The sequence below is a fragment of the Allobosea sp. FG18 genome (assembly GCF_057809495.1).
The window spans coordinates 109,244-125,869 of the sequence record NZ_JBMDKB010000017.1 but is presented as its reverse complement, the minus strand read 5'-3'; the positions used below and the strand labels follow the sequence as shown (position 1 = coordinate 125,869).

The 16,626-nt window shown below is 66.9% G+C and carries 18 protein-coding genes, 1 tRNA gene and 1 pseudogene; 10 read left to right on the top strand and 10 right to left on the bottom strand.

The window, feature by feature from the left end:
* Positions 1-23 precede the first annotated feature (23 nt).
* Together ACODTJ_RS19040 and ACODTJ_RS19035 are read left to right on the top strand one after the other, a co-directional pair.
* On the top strand, positions 24-530 hold the full coding sequence (locus tag ACODTJ_RS19040; RefSeq protein ID WP_454656619.1) for a lysozyme inhibitor LprI family protein: 507 nt from the start codon (positions 24-26) through the stop codon (positions 528-530).
* 77 nt (positions 531-607) lie between these two features.
* Positions 608-1,423: a YdcF family protein gene (locus tag ACODTJ_RS19035; protein ID WP_454656620.1), complete on the top strand. Its 816-nt coding sequence runs from the start codon at positions 608-610 to the stop codon at positions 1,421-1,423.
* A 160-nt stretch (positions 1,424-1,583) separates the two neighbouring features.
* Here the strand turns inward: ACODTJ_RS19035 and ACODTJ_RS19030 are convergent, their stop codons facing one another.
* Together ACODTJ_RS19030 and ACODTJ_RS19025 are read right to left on the bottom strand one after the other, a co-directional pair.
* Complete coding sequence (locus ACODTJ_RS19030) at positions 1,584-1,850, bottom strand: DUF3253 domain-containing protein (RefSeq protein WP_454656621.1); 267 nt, start codon at positions 1,848-1,850, stop codon at positions 1,584-1,586.
* Positions 1,847-2,539, bottom strand: a complete 693-nt coding sequence (locus ACODTJ_RS19025; protein ID WP_454656622.1) for a DUF599 domain-containing protein — start codon at positions 2,537-2,539, stop codon at positions 1,847-1,849. Before ACODTJ_RS19025 ends, ACODTJ_RS19030 begins: the two co-directional genes overlap by 4 nt.
* A 134-nt stretch (positions 2,540-2,673) precedes the next feature.
* Here ACODTJ_RS19025 and ACODTJ_RS19020 point away from each other — a divergent pair, with 134 nt between their 5' ends.
* From ACODTJ_RS19020 to ACODTJ_RS19010, 3 genes are all read left to right on the top strand, one after another.
* Entirely contained in the window at positions 2,674-3,087 is a 414-nt protein-coding gene (locus tag ACODTJ_RS19020) for a rhodanese-like domain-containing protein (RefSeq protein WP_454658979.1), read from the top strand.
* Positions 3,088-3,097: 10 nt separating this feature from the next.
* Positions 3,098-3,271, top strand: coding sequence for a hypothetical protein (locus ACODTJ_RS19015; protein ID WP_291657084.1), 174 nt, complete (start codon positions 3,098-3,100; stop codon positions 3,269-3,271).
* Between the two features lie 325 nt (positions 3,272-3,596).
* Positions 3,597-5,396, top strand: a complete 1,800-nt coding sequence (locus ACODTJ_RS19010) for an ABC transporter ATP-binding protein (protein WP_488849578.1) — start codon at positions 3,597-3,599, stop codon at positions 5,394-5,396.
* Between the two features lie 160 nt (positions 5,397-5,556).
* Here the strand turns inward: ACODTJ_RS19010 and ACODTJ_RS19005 are convergent, their stop codons facing one another.
* Complete coding sequence (locus ACODTJ_RS19005; protein WP_454656624.1) at positions 5,557-6,075, bottom strand: gamma-glutamylcyclotransferase family protein; 519 nt, start codon at positions 6,073-6,075, stop codon at positions 5,557-5,559.
* A gap of 123 nt (positions 6,076-6,198) precedes the next feature.
* Positions 6,199-7,371 (bottom strand): isovaleryl-CoA dehydrogenase, encoded by a 1,173-nt coding sequence (locus tag ACODTJ_RS19000; protein WP_454656625.1) that lies wholly within the window; start codon positions 7,369-7,371, stop codon positions 6,199-6,201.
* Positions 7,372-7,601: 230 nt separating this feature from the next.
* On the opposite strand from ACODTJ_RS19000, the gene ACODTJ_RS18995 reads away from it, so the two are divergent.
* Positions 7,602-8,093 (top strand): ABZJ_00895 family protein, encoded by a 492-nt coding sequence (locus ACODTJ_RS18995; RefSeq protein ID WP_454656626.1) that lies wholly within the window; start codon positions 7,602-7,604, stop codon positions 8,091-8,093.
* Here ACODTJ_RS18995 and ACODTJ_RS18990 read toward each other — a convergent pair.
* From ACODTJ_RS18990 to ACODTJ_RS18970, 5 genes and pseudogenes are all read right to left on the bottom strand, one after another.
* Complete coding sequence (locus ACODTJ_RS18990) at positions 8,090-9,082, bottom strand: CorA family divalent cation transporter (protein ID WP_454656627.1); 993 nt, start codon at positions 9,080-9,082, stop codon at positions 8,090-8,092. The two genes, ACODTJ_RS18995 and ACODTJ_RS18990, sit on opposite strands and share 4 nt — an antisense overlap.
* Positions 9,083-9,178: 96 nt before the next feature.
* Positions 9,179-10,147 carry a glycoside hydrolase family 25 protein gene (locus ACODTJ_RS18985; RefSeq protein ID WP_454656628.1) on the bottom strand — a complete coding sequence of 323 codons (969 nt, stop codon included), beginning with the start codon at positions 10,145-10,147 and terminating at the stop codon, positions 9,179-9,181.
* Between the two features lie 321 nt (positions 10,148-10,468).
* Positions 10,469-11,242: pseudogene (locus ACODTJ_RS18980) on the bottom strand (glycoside hydrolase family 25 protein); the annotation flags it as partial.
* A 217-nt stretch (positions 11,243-11,459) separates the two neighbouring features.
* Positions 11,460-11,544, bottom strand: a tRNA-Leu gene (locus ACODTJ_RS18975).
* A 126-nt stretch (positions 11,545-11,670) separates the two neighbouring features.
* Complete coding sequence (locus tag ACODTJ_RS18970) at positions 11,671-11,940, bottom strand: FliM/FliN family flagellar motor switch protein (RefSeq protein WP_454656629.1); 270 nt, start codon at positions 11,938-11,940, stop codon at positions 11,671-11,673.
* A gap of 137 nt (positions 11,941-12,077) precedes the next feature.
* On the opposite strand from ACODTJ_RS18970, the gene lipB reads away from it, so the two are divergent.
* From lipB to ACODTJ_RS18955, 3 genes are all read left to right on the top strand, one after another.
* Positions 12,078-12,776, top strand: coding sequence for a lipoyl(octanoyl) transferase LipB (lipB, locus tag ACODTJ_RS18965; RefSeq protein ID WP_454656630.1), 699 nt, complete (start codon positions 12,078-12,080; stop codon positions 12,774-12,776).
* 70 nt (positions 12,777-12,846) lie between these two features.
* Positions 12,847-13,050: a hypothetical protein gene (locus tag ACODTJ_RS18960; protein ID WP_454656631.1), complete on the top strand. Its 204-nt coding sequence runs from the start codon at positions 12,847-12,849 to the stop codon at positions 13,048-13,050.
* Between the two features lie 112 nt (positions 13,051-13,162).
* Entirely contained in the window at positions 13,163-14,770 is a 1,608-nt protein-coding gene (locus ACODTJ_RS18955) for a carboxyl transferase domain-containing protein (protein WP_257735166.1), read from the top strand.
* A gap of 116 nt (positions 14,771-14,886) precedes the next feature.
* Here the strand turns inward: ACODTJ_RS18955 and ACODTJ_RS18950 are convergent, their stop codons facing one another.
* Entirely contained in the window at positions 14,887-15,684 is a 798-nt protein-coding gene (locus tag ACODTJ_RS18950; protein WP_454656632.1) for a Kelch repeat-containing protein, read from the bottom strand.
* A 153-nt stretch (positions 15,685-15,837) separates the two neighbouring features.
* Between ACODTJ_RS18950 and ACODTJ_RS18945 the strand changes: the two genes are divergently transcribed.
* Positions 15,838-16,599, top strand: a complete 762-nt coding sequence (locus tag ACODTJ_RS18945; RefSeq protein ID WP_454656633.1) for an SDR family oxidoreductase — start codon at positions 15,838-15,840, stop codon at positions 16,597-16,599.
* Positions 16,600-16,626 lie beyond the last annotated feature (27 nt).

Below are 16,626 nucleotides of genomic sequence, written 5' to 3'. Positions count from 1 at the left end.
GCAGTCGCTGGCATGATAGCGGGATGAGCGCCTTTCGGACGATCCTGCTCCTGTGCAGCCTCGCTGCGACCGCGCCTGCGGTGGCACAAACGTCACCGACGCTACGGACCGATCTCGCGGCGCTCTCCGGCTGTCTGCGCGACAGCGGGTCCTCGCCTTCGGCCTGTATCGGCGCGGTGGCAGTGGCCTGCGTACGGGCCGCCAGCAACGATCCGCGCGGGGCTGAAGCCGCCTGTGCCCGGCGCGAGGAGGCGGCGTGGCGCGAGCGCCTGACGCTCGCGCTGCAAGTCACGGGACGCGCCCTCGATGCCGGCCAGCGCAGCCGGCTAGCGGCGTTGCAGCTCGCCTGGGAGAGCTATGTCACGCAGAAATGTGCCTTCTATGGCGCGACCCAGCGTGAGGCGCTGCAAGCCGGGCGGCAGGCGGGCTGTGAATTGCGCGAGGTCGCCGGCCGGGCGATCGAGCTCGCGAAAGCCCTGCCGCAGGCCGGCGGGCGGCGCCCGCAATCGCCGCCGCAGATCATTCGCTGACAGCACTCGCCATTCCCGAGCGTAGTTTCAGGGTATCCCGGTTCAGAAAGCCGTCAGTATTTGCCGATAGAATTTGAGTGATCTGTCCTCAGTCCGGCCGCGCGATGTTCTTCGTTCTCTCAAAGGTCGTCTGGTTCGTCCTGTCGCCGGTGAATTTCGCGATCCTGCTTGCCGGGCTTTCAGGGCTGCTGGCCTTCACGCGCCTTGCCCGCCCGGCGCGCTGGATCGGATTGATCTCGTTGATCGCGCTCGGGCTCATGGCCTTCAGCCCGCTGCCGCGCATCGTGCTGCGGCCACTGGAGGATCGCTTCCCGCAGCAGGATGCCCGCAAAGGCCCGGTGACCGGGATCGTCGTACTCGGCGGCGCCGTCGGCGTCGCGCGCGGCGATGTCGCGATGAACTCCTCGGCGGCGCGCATGACCAAGGCGGTGGAACTGGCGCGGCTGCATCCGCAGGCCAAGATCGTCTTCACGGGCGGCGCGGCCAACCTGATCTCGGAAACGACCGTGACCGAAGCGGATGGCGCCAAGCTGCTGTTCGAGGGGCTGGGGCTCGAGCCCGCCCGGCTCATCCTGGAGGACAAGTCACGCAACACGCGCGAGAACGCCGCCTTCACCCGCAGGCTCGTCGACCCCAAGCCCGGCGAGCGCTGGCTCCTGGTGACTTCGGCCTGGCATATGCCGCGCTCGATCGGTGTGTTCCGCAAGGCCGGGTTCGCGGTCGAGGCCTTCCCGGTCGATTACTGGACAAGCGGCGAGCCCGACGATTTCATCCGGCCGTACAGCCGGGCACCCCGCGGGCTCGAAATCGCCGATAACGGCTTCAAGGAGTGGGTCGGCCTCGTGGCGTATCGGCTCGCGGGCTATACGGACGAACTCTTCCCGGCGCCGTAAGTCAGAGCCAATCGCCCTCCTTGGGAAACACAGGTCATCCCGGACGTAGCGAAGCGAAGATCCGGGATCCATGCCTGAACCTTGATCGGAAGCGTTCCGGAATGGATCCCGGGTCAAGCCCGGGATGACCCGCGTGTTTCCGCGGAAAATCGGGTCGGTCTCAAGACATAACCGGCAGCACCAACCGATAGACGCCGCGAAAATCGTCGGGGTCGACCGGGCGGCCCTTGCGAGTGATGACCAGCCGGCCTTCCTTCATCAGCTTCACGGCAGCCCGGCGCACGGGCTGCATCAACGGCCCCCAGCCGTCGGGATGGTCGCCGCCGAGGCGGCGGGCGACATCCATCGGCGAGATCGTCAGACCCGCTTCGCGCTGGGCGAGCAGGTCGAGGATCGCGCTCTCGATCGCTTCGGGTTCGATGCTCATGGCTGGCTCGGATATTTGAAGACGCGGGCGGCGTCGGAGGCGAACTGGCGGCGATACATCGCGACCAGCACCGCAGCGGTGAAGCCGATGAAGGTGACCGGCCCGAGGAACCAGCCGAGATAGGCGAGCGCGAAGAAGAAGGCGCGCTGGCCGCGGTTGAAATGCCGGCCGGCGGCAATGTTCATCTCCACGGTTTCATGGACCGCATGTGCCATCGCCTTCGCGTCCTTGCTGTCGAAGGGCGGCAGGGCACCGAGCAGGATGACGCAGTAGTTGAACAGCCGGTAAGCCCAGGCGAACTTGAAGAAGGCGTAGCCGAAGACGCCGGTGAGGCCGATCACCTTCATCTCCCAGACCGAGCGCAGCGTCACGGGCACGAAAGGCAGGTCGCTGAAGATCGCGACCACGCGCTCGGTCGAGTTCAGGAGAGTGAGCGTGCCGCCGATCGCGATCAGCGAGGTCGAGGCGAAGAAGGCGGTGCCGTTCTGCAGTCCGCCCATCACCTGCGTGTCGACGATCCGCACCTCGCGGCCCGCCGCCTCGTTGATCCAGCGGGCGCGGCGCAGGTTCATCCGCATGTTGAGCGTCCGGGCGGCATGCGGCCCAAGCTCGACCGCATAGTGATAGCCGACCCAGGAGATCGCGAAGAACGCGAGCGCGATGACGTCCAGATTGCTGAAACCGAGCATGCTGCCGCTCTGCCATTTCGGGAGCCGGAGAGGCAAGCAGCTTGTGACGAAGCCGCGCGGGCGACAAGCCGGGCGGCATTGACGCTGTAGCGGTGAGCCGTCACGGTGCGGCCGGAATCGGGGAGGGCATGATCGTGCCGCAGACCATCACCAAGGGCTACAAGACGCTGGTCGCGGAGGCCGAAAGCCGGATCGAGACGCTGTCGATCGCGGAGGCACAGGCGCTGCACGGAAGTGATGCCGTGGTCTTCGTCGATCTGCGCGATCCGCGCGAGCTGGAGCGGGAAGGGCGGATGCCCGGTGCCTTCCATTGCCCGCGCGGCATGCTGGAGTTCTGGATCGACCCGGAAAGCCCCTATGCCAAGCCGGTCTTCCAGCAGGACAAGCGCTTCGTCTTCTTCTGCGGCGGTGGCTGGCGCTCGGCGCTGGCCGCACAAGCCGCGCAGGAGATGGGCCTGAAGCCGGTCGCGCATGTGGCCGGCGGCTTCGGCGCCTGGAAGAAGGCCGGTGCGCCGGTCGATACGGCCCCGGCCGACAAAAAGGCCTGAGACTTAGACCTTGTCCCACTACGTCATCGTTCTGCTGGTCGCGGCCTTCGTTTTCCGCAAGCCGCTGGGCAGGCTGCTCGCGCGGCGATGGCCCAACCACGCCAAGCGCCAACAGGTGCTGGGCACGATCATCGCGGCCTTCCTGCTGGTGATCGCGGCGCGTCTGGTGGCGCTGTTCTGGTAAGCCGACGCGCTACTCCGCCTTGAATTGAGCGAAGACGCCTCGTGCAGCCATTGCATGGGAGGCGGGCTTGCGCGCTGCCCTACAATCAGGCACCTTCCTTCACCTTGGCTCCAACTCAAGAAAGGGAGGGCTGAATGAAATTCATCAACATCGCAGCCACTCCCATGCGACCAACCCGGCACTAGGTCGGTCTCGCACGAGGCCCGCCCCCGGGGCAGTCTCCTGAGCCTTTTTTCAAACCAGTTTCTTTCATTGCCGAAGCCGGCGCGCGTCGTCGTCTTCGCCTGATTCGGAGTCGGCTGCCGTCCTGGCGCCGAATGACGCTATGTCTCATGATACTCAAACCGGGCGGCGCGAGCCGTTCCGGGCCGTTCTCGGCTTCACTTTCAAGCATTGGGCACGCCAGCCCGGGCAGGTCGCCTGGGTGGCCGGCGTCACCATCGTCGCGACGCTCGCCGAGTTGTTCACGCCGGTCTATGCCGGCCGCCTCGTCGATGCGGTGGCGGGTGGTGCCAGCGCCGGAGGCGCGGAGGCGGCGCTCTGGGCGCTCGGCGCGATGATGGTGCTCGCCGCCATCATGGTGGTCGGGCGGCATTTCGCCTTCACCGGCATCACCACGATGACGCTGCGCACGATGAGCGACGGCTCGCAGGAGGCCTTCGCGCGCCTGCAGCGCTTCTCGACCGACTGGCACGCGAACAACTTCGCGGGCTCGACGGTTCGCAAGATCACGCGCGGCATGTGGGCGCTCGACCTCTTGACCGACACCGTTCTGATCGCGCTCCTGCCGTCGCTGGTCATCCTGCTCGGCATGACGGCGGTGCTGGCCTGGCACTGGCCGGCGATGGGGCTCGTCGTGGCGCTGGGTGCACTGGCCTATATCGGGCTGACGCTGGCGCTCTCGCTGCGCTTCGTCGCGCCGGCCGCCCGGCTCGGCAATGCCTGGGACACGCGCCTGGGCGGTTCGCTGGCCGATGCCATCACCTGCAACCCGGTGGTGAAGGCCTATGGCGGCGAGGCCCGCGAGGACCTGCGGCTGGCGACGGTCGTCTCCAAGTGGAGCCGCAGGACGCGGCGCGCCTGGATTCGCGGGACCTGGTCGGGCACCGGCCAGAACATCGTGCTGCTCTTTCTGCGCGCGGCGGTGATCGGTCTCGTGATCTGGCTCTGGGCGAACGGGCAAGCCTCGCCCGGCGACGTCGCCTTCGTGCTGACGGCCTATGCGGTGGTGCATGGCTATCTGCGCGATGTCGGTCAGCACGTCCACAACCTGCAGCGCTCGGTCAATGACATGGAGGAGCTCGTCTGGATGCACGATCTTCCCTATGGCGTGCCGGACCGGAAGGGTGCGGTGGATATGGGCGTGACCGCGGGCGAGATCGCCTTCGAGGACGTGACCTTCCATTACGGTGGGCATCACGATCCGCTCTACCGCGATTTCTCGCTGACCATCCGTGGCGGCGAGAAGGTCGGCCTCGTCGGCCGCTCGGGCTCCGGCAAGACGACCTTCGTCAAGCTGGTGCAGCGGCTCTACGACGTCACCGGGGGCCGGATCGCGATCGACGGGCAGGATATCGCCGATGTCACGCAGGCGTCGCTGCGCCAGCAGATCGCGATCGTGCAGCAGGAGCCGGTGCTGTTCCACCGCTCGCTGGCGGACAACATCGCCTATGGCCGGCCGGGCGCGAGCCTGGCGCAGGTCGAGCAGGCGGCGAAGCTCGCCAACGCGCATGAGTTCATCATGCGCCTGCCCAAGGGCTACGCGACGCTCGTCGGCGAGCGCGGCATCAAGCTCTCGGGTGGCGAGCGCCAGCGTGTCGCGCTGGCCCGCGCCTTCCTGGCCGATGCGCCGATCCTGATCCTGGACGAGGCGACCTCGAGCCTCGATTCGGAGTCGGAGGCGCTGATCCAGCAGGCGATCGAGCGCCTGATGGAAGGCCGCACCACGATCGTGATCGCGCACCGCCTCTCGACGGTGCGGGCCATGGACCGCATCCTGGTCTTCGATCGCGGCCGGGTGATCGAGGAGGGGCCGCACGAGGCCCTGCTGACCCGCCAGGACGGCGCCTATCGCGCGCTGTTCGAGAAGCAGGTCAGCGAGCTGGCGAAGGGGCTGGCGGCGTAAGACTCGACCTACCCCCTCTCCCCTTGCGGGAGAGGGTTGGGGTGAGGGGTCTCACGACCTTCATCGTTAGCGTCGTTGCGCTGGCGTTTGAGGTTGTGCGACCTCTCATCCGTCTCCGCTGCGCGGAGCCACCTTCTCCCGCAAGGGGAGAAGGAAAGGCTTACTTCGGTGCCAGCGCCCTTGGCCGCACGCCCTTCACCGGGCCGGGCGGGAGCGGCGCGCTCGCATCCTGATTCAAGCCCTTCAGATCGAGATTCGGCTTGGTCAGAAAACGATTCAAGCCGGCGACGTAAGTCTCTGGCAGGCCGTAGTGTTTCGCCCCGGCGATGACCGCTTCCATGTAGCCTGGGCGCGGCCGCCCCGGATCGGCCGAGCGGCCGATATAGATCAGCGCGCGCTTGGCTCCGCCCGGCACGATCACCGGCTGGCTGATCTTCACATAGAGCCCGCTGGCGAGTTCCTCGAACTTGTCGAGGACGCGCATGTCGCTGAGCGAGCAGTCCCAGAGCACGCCATGGACCTCCTCGCGGGGATCGCGGATTACCGAGGCGTAGCCGTCGCGGGTGACGATGAAGCGATGGCGGGGCAGGCGGGCCGGGCCGAGCGGCTGCGCCTTCGGGCAGCGCTGCGCCATCCCGTCCGGGTCCATGTTGAGGCCGTAGGCGAAGTAGAGGGGCATCGTTTCGACTGCGCGCTTTCCGTCATGGTCGGGCTTGTCCCGACCATCCACGTCTTCGCCTTTCGAGGGGCGCGGTCAAGACGTGGATGCTCGCCACAAGGGCGAGCATGACGGCGGAGCTTCTCACTTCGTCTTGTTGAACAGTTCCCGCCCGATCAGCATCCGGCGGATCTCGCTCGTTCCGGCGCCGATCTCGTAGAGCTTGGCGTCGCGCAGCAGGCGGCCGGTCGGGTAGTCGTTGATATAGCCGTTGCCGCCGAGGAGCTGGATCGCGTCGAGCGCGACCTGCGTCGCCTTCTCGGCCGCGATCAGGATGGCGCCGGCGGCGTCCTCGCGGGTGGTCTCGCCACGGTCGCAGGCCTTGGCGACGGCATAGACATAGGCCCGGCAGGAATTCATCGCGACATACATATCGGCGACCTTGCCCTGGACGAGCTGGAACTCGCCGATCGACTGGCCGAACTGCTTGCGTTCGTGGACATAGGGCATGACCACGTCGAGCGCCGCCTGCATGATGCCGAGGGGGCCTGCCGCCAGTACGACGCGCTCATAGTCGAGGCCCGACATCAGCACGTTGACGCCGCGCCCGACCGTGCCGAGCACATTCTCCTCCGGCACCTCGCAATCCTGGAAGACGAGCTCGCAGGTATCCGAGCCACGCATGCCGAGCTTGTCGAGCTTCTGATGGGGTGAGAAGCCCTTCATGCCCTTCTCGATCAGGAAGGCTGTGATGCCGCGCGGGCCGGCCTCGGGATCGGTCTTGGCGTAGACGACCAGCGTCTCGGCGATCGGGCCGTTGGTGATCCACATCTTATTGCCGTTGAGGACGTAGCGGTCGCCCTTCTTGTCGGCGCGGGTCCGCATCGAGACGACGTCGGAGCCAGAGCCCGGCTCGGACATGGCGAGCGCGCCGACATGTTCGCCCGAGATCAGCTTCGGCAGGTATCTGCGCTTCTGCGCCTCGTTGCCGTTGCGGCTGATCTGGTTGACGCAGAGATTCGAGTGGGCGCCGTAGGAGAGGCCGACGGAGGCGGAGGCGCGAGAGACCTCCTCGACCGCGATGCAATGCTCGAGATAGCCCAAGCCCGTGCCGCCATGCTCCTCATCGACCGTCATGCCGTGCAGGCCGAGCGCGCCCATTTCCGGCCAGAGATCGCGCGGGAACTGATTGGTCTTGTCGATCTCCTCGGCGCGCGGCGCGATCTTCTCCTGCGCGAAGGCATGGACGGTGTCGCGGATCGCGTCGGCGGTCTCGCCGAGGTCGAAATTGAACGGGCGCGGCGCGTTGACGAGCATGATGTCCTCCCGGCTCGAATAGCTTTGTGCAGCCCGAACGGGGCCGCTTTGTCGCGAGCTTACAGGTCGGGAATGCCGGTGTCAGGCCGAGCGGATCAGAGGGCGGTGTGGGCGGTTTTGCACCGGTCCGCCGCCCGATGAGCCTGTCCCTTGTGCAGAGCTCGGGGCTTTACCGGCGTTGCCAACCATCGTAGCCGGCGGATTGGACCATGCCTGCCTGGAGCTTCCGAATGTCCCTGCCGTCGATCGCATCGCCCATTTCCAACGGCGCTCTCGTCTTGCGCTACACCGCCTTCCTGGTTGTCGCGGTGATCATCCTCAATGTGGTGGTCATCGCTCTGGAGGCCTATTTCAACGCGGCTCCGGGCAGCATGGGAGCGCTGGGCCTGATCCTGGTCTGGAGCGCTGGTTCGTGGGCCGGCCAGATCTGGTTCAAGCGCGAGCAGGCCCGTCCGCCGTCCGGCCGTGCATGGTCCGTCGCGCTGCTCTGCGCGCTCGCGACCTTCGTGCTGCAGGCTGTTTTCGTCCTCGTCATCGCGGGCTTCATGCCCGGTGGATTCGCGAGCATCGCGCGATACCGCAGCAGCGATCAGATGCTCATTGCCGGCGCGTTGACCGGGATCTTCGTGCTGGAATTCCTGCTGATCCGTGCTGCGATCTTCTGGGGCGCCAAGGCCGAGGAGAAGCGGGCGCAGCGGCAGGCCGCGAAGAGTGATGCCTAGCTCCCGATCACGCCCCGGCGCCGGAGCAGGACGAGGGTCAGCAGGGCGGCGGCGAGACAGGTCAGCGCCACGAAGAAGGCGCCGGCCTCCGATTCGACCCAGGGCAGGCCCTTCACATTGATGCCGAACAGGCCGGTGATGAAGGTCGCGGGCAGGAAGAGCGCCGTCAGCAGCGAGAGCACATAGAGCTGCCGATTGGTGCGGCTGGCCGAGCGGGCCGCGATCTCGTCCTGCAACAGCCGCGCCCTGTCCTGTACAGACTGGACATCGTGATGCAGGCCGTCGACGCGCTGGAGCAATCGCGAGGCTGCGCCCTTGACCGCATCGGGCGCGCTGCGGCCGGACTGGGTCTCGGCGAAGCGACGGAACAGGACATGCAGGCCGCTGAGCTGGCGATGCAGCCGGACCGCCGTGCGCCTGATCGAGCCGACGCGCTGCGGCCCGTCATGCAGGCGGTCGAGCAGGATATGGTCCTCGACGCTATCGGTCTCGTCGACGAGACGCACCACCGCGTCGGTGACGTCGTCGATGATGTATTCGATGATCTGCTCGAAGAGCCCGGCCGGGCTCGCGGCCGGTTCACCGCGATCCAACGCCTCGGCGGTCATGCGGATCGAGTGCAGCGCCTCGCGCCGGCCGGTCAGCAGGAACTTCTCGCCGATGATCCAGCGCAGCGCGCCGACATCCTCGGACTTGTCGGCGATGTCGCGGATCAGGTCGTGCGAGACGCCCCAGGCGAGATTGGCGGAATGGTCGAGCCGCTGGTGCGGCTCATGCGAGAGGAAGGCTTCCTGCGTCGCGTCCGGCAGCTCCTGCTCGGCGATCCAGCTCTGGGCCCGCGTGTGGACGAGATCGAGATGGAGCCAGACGAAGCCCTCAGTCGGGGCGAGCTCCGGCATCTCGTCGCGGGGAATGCGGCTGGGCGCTCCGTCCGCGTCGAAGCGATAGGCCCAGATGATGCCGGATTGGGACTGGAGATCGCTGAGCATGCCGGGCTTCCGCTGACACTGCGGGGCCGATCCGGCAGCGCGGCGCCTAAGGGCGCCGCGGATATGACGGCGGCATGACAGCCGGCAAAAGGTGGCTCAGTCGCGCCTGATCGAGCCGGTTGCGTCGGCGCGGCGGTTATCGGCCGTGCGTGCGTTCGGGATGCGGCCGGGCGGGGCGAATTTCAGCTTCGTGCCGCCAGCGTCGCTGGGCGCACGCAGGCCCGCCGGAGTGGGCGTCGGCGCCCGCGCCGCGATCCTGGGCTCGCCGCCATGCCATTTGCGCGTGCCGATGTCGAAGCGGCCCTGCCGCCAGGCTTCGAACTCGCGCTCGCTGCCGAAGAAGGCGTTGCGGTCGACATCGCCGGTGATGCCCGGCACGCGACCGGTGGTGGTGAACTGCCAGAACTCCCAGCGGTCGCGCTCATAGCGCTTCGCCAATGGAGCCGCCGTCGAACGCAGCCAGAACGGGTGGTCATTGAGCTCACCCTCCAGCACGTCCTCGTGGAAGTTGATGTCGGTATAGATGACCGGCTTCTTGCCAGTGTGTTCGCGCAGGCCCTTGAGCATCTCGTTGATCTTGGCCATGGCCAGTTCCTTCGAGATCTTGCGGGTGCATTGCGAGTCGTTCTGCCATTCGACATCGAGCACCGGCGGCAGGGCGTCCGGGTCGCGCGGGATGTGCTTCTTGATCCAGCGCACCTGATCCTTGGCCGAGCGGCACCACCAGACGAAGTGATAGGCGCCGCGGGCGACGCCGTGCTTCTTCGCCTCGGCCCAATTGCGCTTGAAATTCGGATCGAGGTGGTCGCCGCCCTCGGTCGCCTTGATGAAGGCGAAGCGCGTGCCGGCATCCTTGACCCGGGCCCAGTCGATTTCGCCCTGCCAGCGGGAGACGTCGATGCCCTGGATCACCTTGCGCCGCGCATCGCGGACGCCGTGATGGGGCGAGCTGTCGCCCTTCTTCGGATAGAGCGCCTGCGCCGGTTCGACGAGACCTATCATCAGGGCCATGAAGGCGAGGGCCTTGAGCCCGATCCGTCCGCTGGTCAGCTTGCGCGCTGGCATGTGTCTCTCCCGCATCACAGGTCCAGATGCGGGGAGCGTGGTTAAGCGCCGGTTAGAATTGCGGCGCAGTCGAACAATGAATTTCAGCCTTGGTTAACCGGCGCGGTTCGGCGCGTCCGCTCAGTCGAGAACGACGGGCTCGACCTGGTTGTCGATGGCCCGCATGGTCGAGGCGACGGGGGGCACGCTGCCGGGGATGCGCGCGATGGGCACGTCGCTCGGCTCCTGCGGCTCGGGAGCGGCAGGGGGAGGCAGCGGCGCCTGCTGGACCGGTGCCGGCTGTGCCGGCCCTTCGCGCTTGTCCCAGCGGCGCGTGCCGATGTCGTATTCGCCGCGCAGCCAGCTGGCGAACTGGCTCTCGCTGCCGAAGAAGGCGTTGCGATCGACATCGCCACGGATGCCCGGCACGCGGCCGGTCGTGGTGAACTGCCAGAAGGCCCAGGGGCGGTTGTTGTAGCGGGTTTCCGGCAACGCCGCCGTCGAGCGGATCCAGTAGGGGTAGTTGTTGAACTGCCCCTCCAGCACCTCGCGATGGAACGTGATGTCGGTATAGATCACCGGCTTCTTGCCGGTGAGCTGCTCCAGCTCGGTCAGCATGAGCGCGATCTTCTCGCGGGCGAGTTCGCGGTCGATCTTCTGCGGGCAGGTCCGCGAATGGCCGTTCCACTCGACATCGAGCACCGGCGGCAGGGCATCGGGATCGTTCGGGATCTGCTGCTTGAACCAGACCGCCTGCTCATGGGCCGGGCGGCACCAGAAGACGAAATGGTAGGCGCCGCGGGCGATGCCGGCGCGGCGCGCGCCCTCCCAGTTGCGGCGGAAGGTCGGATCGACATGGTCGCCGCCCTCGGTCGCCTTCATGTAGACGAAGCGGGTGCCGGCCGCCTTGACGGCGTTCCAGTCGATCTCGCCCTGCCAACGCGAGATATCGATGCCGTGGATTGGATATTGATGCGCTGCCGCGACGCCCGGATGCGGCCGGGCATCGCCCTTCGACGGGTAGTTGTCGAGCGCCACGCAGCCGCCGAGCACGGCGAAAGCGGCAGCGGCCAGAAGGGACAGGGCACGGAAGCGAGGCATGCGGCGAGCGTTCATGTCGCGGAGAATTGCTGGGAATGCTTGACGGCCGGTTTACGTTACCAAAGTTCTGCCATCTGTCAGCCCGATCTTGGGCGGAACGAAGCCGGGGCCTGGCGGCGAGGCGAATCGCGGTTGACGCGCAACCTGAAGATTTGAGCCGAAGCGGTTGGTATCGCCCGGAAACGCGAAAGGCGACCCGAAGGTCGCCTTTCGCTGGACTTTCATCCGAATTTGGTGCGGTCGAGAGGACTCGAACCTCCACGGGTCTCCCCGCTACCACCTCAAGGTAGTGCGTCTACCAATTCCGCCACGACCGCAGCTCGGTTCCGGTTGCGGGCGGTGCAACCAGGGAGCGGCGCCGATCTAGCAAATCGAATCCGCCGCCACAAGAGCGTCATGAAGGAAAAACGCAGAAGCGCGATTTTTCCCCAGGACGGGGCGATTCAGGCGGCGTCGGCGACGGTCTGCAGGGTGTAGATCGTCGGGCGCTTGAGCATCTGGGTGATCTCGACGGAGATTCGCGCGCCGCTGACCACGACGATTCCCTTGGCGAAGGGGTGGTTGTTGGCGAGAATCTGGACTTCGTCGGTCTCGCTGGTGTTCAGCTCGATGATGGCGCCGCGGCCGAGGCGGAGCAGCTTGTAAATCGGCATCTGTGTCTGGCCGAGCACCACCGTGAGTTCCACCGGGACGAGATCGAGATCGGCCTTCAAGTTCTGTCTCCGGAACCCTACTTCAGAATTGGACCAGCGAAACTTGCCTGCCTGCCGGTTTTGGGCGCAAGAGGCGTTGCGAGGGCCGTGCCGGTGTGTCGCCAGCCCGGAAACTTTGAGCGGAACATGGTTAAGCCATGGTGAAGATGCGTGAAGAACTGGCCGTCTCCTTCCTGCCGGAAGGGGTGTCCGAGCCGGTCGAGTGGGTCGTGAGCGAAGGGCTCGTCGGCTATGACGAGGCCGTCGCCGAGATGGAGGCCCGTGCCGGGCTGATCGCGGACGGGCTGGCGCGCGAGCGCGTCTGGCTGGTCGAGCATCCGCCGCTCTATACTGCCGGTACTTCGGCTCGCGACGAGGACCTGATCGCGCCGGAGCGATTCCCGGTGTTCCGCTCCGGGCGGGGCGGGCAGTTCACCTATCACGGCCCCGGCCAGCGCGTGGCCTATGTCATGCTCGACCTGAAGCGCCGCCAGCCGGACCTGCGCCGCTTCGTTGCCGCGCTGGAAGGCTGGCTGATCGGCGCGCTCGATGATTTCAATGTTCGGGGCGAGCGGCGCGAGGACCGCGTCGGCGTCTGGGTCCGCCGGCCCACCAAGGGCGCCGGCATCGAGGACAAGATCGCCGCGATCGGCATCCGCGTCCGGCGCTGGGTCTCGTTCCACGGCATCTCGCTGAATGTCGAGCCAGACCTGTCGCATTTCGACGGTATCGTGCCCTGCGGCGTCAGCCAGCATGGCGTGACCTCGCTCGTCGATCTCGGGCTGCCGGTGACGATGCCGGAGGTCGACTCGGTGCTGCGCGAGGCGTTCGAGCGCGTGTTCGGACCGACAGTTTAGGCCTGATTTACCAACCGTTAGCCATGGCGCCGCCATCTTCGCCCTCGGGGTTGGGTTGAAGATGGGGACCATGATGCGAAGCTTTTTCCTGGCAGGCGGCCTCGCCCTGCTGCTCGCAGGCTGCAACACGACCGACCAGCGCATTGCCGGCGCCGCGGCCGGCGCGGGAGCCGGCGCGCTCGTCGGCGGGCCGATCGGGGCCATTGCCGGCGGCGCGATCGGCGCCGTCGCGGCGCCGTCCGTCACGGGCTCGATCAACAAGATGCAGGAATGAGCCGATCCAGCGGCGCGGATTTGCACGGCCGCGTCCGTGCGTCCGCGCCGGTTGGCGTTTTCGACGCGGCGCGCCATAAACTCGGCAGAGATTGTTACCGAGGAGCGCGCCCGTGCCTGTCATCGAGAGCAAGGTCGATCTGAATTCGGCCGAGACGCGCGCCAATGCCGAAGCCTGGGCCGGCCTGCGCGACGAACTCCAGCAGCATCGCGCCACCGCCGCGCTCGGCGGCAATGCCAAGTCCCGCGAACGCCACACGGCGCGCGGCAAGCTTCTGCCCCGCGAGCGCGTATTGCGGCTGACCGATCCGGGCTCGGCCTTTCTCGAAATCGGCTCGCTCGCCGCCTTCGGCATGTATGAGGGCGATGTCCATGCCGCCGGCATGATCGCCGGCATCGGCCGCGTCGCCGGCCGCGAATGCATGATCGTCTGCAACGATGCGACGATCAAAGGTGGCACCTACTATCCGATGACGGTGAAGAAGCATCTGCGGGCGCAGGAGATCGCCCGTGAGAATCGCTTGCCCTGCATCTACCTCGTCGATTCCGGCGGCGCGAACCTGCCGCACCAGACCGAGGTCTTCCCTGATCGCGAGCATTTCGGCCGCATCTTCTACAACCAGGCGACGCTCTCGGCCGAGGGCATTCCGCAGGTCGCGGTGGTGATGGGCTCCTGCACCGCCGGCGGCGCCTATGTGCCGGCGATGTCGGACGAGACGGTGATCGTCCGGAAGCAGGGCACGATCTTCCTCGGGGGCCCGCCGCTGGTGAAGGCGGCGACCGGCGAGGTCGTCTCGGCCGAGGATCTCGGCGGTGCCGACGTGCATGCCCGCCTTTCCGGCGTCGCCGATCACTACGCCGGCGACGACACCCATGCGCTCGCGATCGCCCGGCGGATCGCCGGCAACCTCAACAGCGTGAAGCGCCCGGATATCGACATCGCCGAGCCGGTCGAGCCGCTCTACGATCCGGCCGAGCTGGAAGCCGTTGTGCCGACCGACCTCAAGAAGCAATACGACATCCGCGAGGTGATCGCGCGGCTCGTCGACGGCTCGGAGTTCGACGAGTTCAAGAAGCTCTACGGCACGACGCTGGTGACGGGTTTCGCGCGCATCCACGGCATTCCGGTCGGCATCATCGCCAATAACGGCATCCTGTTCTCGGAAAGCGCGGTCAAGGGCGCGCATTTCATCGAATTGTGCTGCCAGCGGCGGATTCCGCTGCTCTTCCTGCAGAACATCACCGGCTTCATGGTCGGGCGCGATGTCGAGACGCGCGGCATCGCCAAGGACGGCGCCAAGCTCGTCACGGCGGTGGCCTCGGCGCGGGTGCCGAAGATTACCGTGCTGGTCGGCGGCTCCTTCGGCGCAGGCAATTACGGCATGTGCGGGCGGGCTTATTCGCCGCGCTTCCTGTTCACCTGGCCGAACTCGCGGATCTCGGTGATGGGCGGCGAGCAGGCGGCGAGCGTGCTCGCGACCGTGCGCCGCGACAATATCGAAGCCGAGGGCAAGAGCTGGCCGGCCGCCGACGAGGAGGCCTTCAAGGCGCCGATCCGCAACCGCTACGAAGAAGAAGGCTCGCCCTATTTCGCGACGGCGCGGCTTTGGGACGACGGCATCATCCTGCCCTCCGAGACGCGCCGCGTGCTGGCGCTGGCCTTCTCGGCGACGCTCAACGCCGAGGTGCCCGAGACGAAGTTCGGCGTGTTCCGGATGTGAGATCGTCCGCGCGTCATTCTCGGGGGACCGCAGGAAGACCCGAGAATCTCAGGACGAGAGGGCACTGGCTTCCGAGATGCTCGGGTCAAGCCCCAGCATGACGGCTGGTTTGTGCGTCACCCCAGCGAGAACGCCTCGTGCACGGCGCTCTGCACGCCACCCCCCATGACCGGGCCGCCGCCGGCGACATGGATCAGGCTGCCGATGGCGAGCGTGCCGGTGTGGTCGCGGGCGGTGGGCATCGGCCTGCGCTCGCTCCAGCGATCGGCCTTGGGGTCGTAGACCAGATGCCAGTCGATCGAGCGCTTTGTCTCGGTGGTGTCGCCGATCGCGCCGCCGATGACATGCAGCACGCCGCCGAGGCCGACGACGGCGGTCGATCCGGCGGCACGGGGCAGGGCGGCGATCTCGGCCCAGCGGTCAGCCTTCGGATCGTAGGTGAAGCAGCGCGGATGTGGCTTGCGGTTCTGCTCGAGGAAGCCGCCGATGGCGTAGAGCTTGCCGTCGAGGAAGGCGACGCCGACATGGTTGGCGCCCTGGGGCAGCGGTGCGCCGTCGTTCCACTTGTCGGCCTTGCCGTCGTAGACATGGTGATAGGCCCGGTCCGTGCGCTGCTCGCCATAGCCGCCGACGACATGCATCTTGTCCTCGAAGGCGGTCGCCCAGGCCATTTCCGAGCGGGGCAGCGGCAGCGGCGCCTTGGCGCTCCAGCGGCCCGGCGTGGCGGCTTTCGGGGCCGGCGAATCGAAGACGTTCTGCGTTGCCGCCAGCGGCGGCTTCTCGATGCGGCCGGGCTGGCTGAGCCGCTCGTATTGCGGGCCGTGATGCTCGTGGCCCTGCTGCTGGGCCAATGCCGGGCTGGCAAGCGCGGCGGCGCCGGCCGCAAGCAGATGGCGGCGGTTCAGGCTGGTCATCGCGTCGTCCTCCCGACTACAACGATACGGCACGGATGGCGGGCGGCAAGCGCATGGAGCGCAGGCCATCCCGTGGTTCCCCTGGGCGGTTTCGCCCGTTATGGTCGGACGCCATCTCAAACGATTTAGGTCTAGGGAAACACGGGGAAACGCATGGCGGGACATAACAAGGTCGCGATCATCACCGGCGCCGGTTCGGGCGTCGGGCGCTCGGTCGCCATCGCCTTCCTGAAGGACGGCTATCGCACCGTGCTGGCCGGCCGCCGGGCGGATGCGCTCGAAGAGACGATCCAGCTCTCCGGCGTCGACAAGGGCCGTGCGCTCGCCGTGCCGACCGACGTCACCGACAAGGCCTCGGTCGAGAACCTGTTCGCCAGGACGAAGGAAGCCTTCGGCCGCGTCGATGTTCTCTTCAACAATGCCGGCGTCAACGCGCCGGGCGGCGTGCTGCTGGAGGACCTTTCGCTGGAGGATTGGCAGAAGGTCGTCGACACCAACCTGACCGGGCCGTTCCTCTGCACCCAGGCCGCCTTCAAGGCGATGAAGGACCAGGTGCCCCAGGGTGGGCGTATCATCAATAACGGTTCGATCTCGGCCCATGCGCCGCGGCCGAATTCCGTCGCTTACACCGCGACGAAGCATGCTATCTCGGGCCTGACCAAGACGGCGGCGCTCGACGGGCGCAAATACGACATCGCCGTGGGCCAGGTCGATATCGGCAACGCGCTGACCGAAATGGCGCGCAAGATGACGACGGGAGTGCCGCAGGCGGACGGCACGATCAAGGTCGAGGCGGTGATGGATGTCGAGCATGTCGCGACGACCGTGCTGCACATGGCCGGCCTGCCGCCCGAGGCGAACGTGCTGTTCGTCACCGTGATGGCGACCAAGGCGCCGCTCGTCGGACGGGGGTGAGGGCAACGACAGCCGCTATCGTCATGG

Excerpts from the sequence above, each read along its gene's own strand:
- ACODTJ_RS19040 (WP_454656619.1), top strand. The coding sequence starts at position 24 with ATGAGCGCCTTTCGGACGATCCTGCTCCTGTGCAGCCTCGCTGCGACC.
- ACODTJ_RS18990 (WP_454656627.1), bottom strand. The coding sequence starts at position 9,082 with ATGCTCAGCGATCTCCAGTCCCAATCCGGCATCATCTGGGCCTATCGC.
- ACODTJ_RS18950 (WP_454656632.1), bottom strand. The coding sequence starts at position 15,684 with ATGACCAGCCTGAACCGCCGCCATCTGCTTGCGGCCGGCGCCGCCGCG.
- ACODTJ_RS19005 (WP_454656624.1), bottom strand. The coding sequence starts at position 6,075 with ATGCCCCTCTACTTCGCCTACGGCCTCAACATGGACCCGGACGGGATG.
- ACODTJ_RS18945 (WP_454656633.1), top strand. The coding sequence starts at position 15,838 with ATGGCGGGACATAACAAGGTCGCGATCATCACCGGCGCCGGTTCGGGC.
- ACODTJ_RS18995 (WP_454656626.1), top strand. The coding sequence starts at position 7,602 with ATGTCCCTGCCGTCGATCGCATCGCCCATTTCCAACGGCGCTCTCGTC.
- ACODTJ_RS19030 (WP_454656621.1), bottom strand. The coding sequence starts at position 1,850 with ATGAGCATCGAACCCGAAGCGATCGAGAGCGCGATCCTCGACCTGCTC.
- ACODTJ_RS18960 (WP_454656631.1), top strand. The coding sequence starts at position 12,847 with ATGATGCGAAGCTTTTTCCTGGCAGGCGGCCTCGCCCTGCTGCTCGCA.
- ACODTJ_RS19025 (WP_454656622.1), bottom strand. The coding sequence starts at position 2,539 with ATGCTCGGTTTCAGCAATCTGGACGTCATCGCGCTCGCGTTCTTCGCG.
- lipB (WP_454656630.1), top strand. The coding sequence starts at position 12,078 with ATGGTGAAGATGCGTGAAGAACTGGCCGTCTCCTTCCTGCCGGAAGGG.
- ACODTJ_RS18985 (WP_454656628.1), bottom strand. The coding sequence starts at position 10,147 with ATGCCAGCGCGCAAGCTGACCAGCGGACGGATCGGGCTCAAGGCCCTC.
- ACODTJ_RS19010 (WP_488849578.1), top strand. The coding sequence starts at position 3,597 with ATGTCTCATGATACTCAAACCGGGCGGCGCGAGCCGTTCCGGGCCGTT.
- ACODTJ_RS19000 (WP_454656625.1), bottom strand. The coding sequence starts at position 7,371 with ATGCTCGTCAACGCGCCGCGCCCGTTCAATTTCGACCTCGGCGAGACC.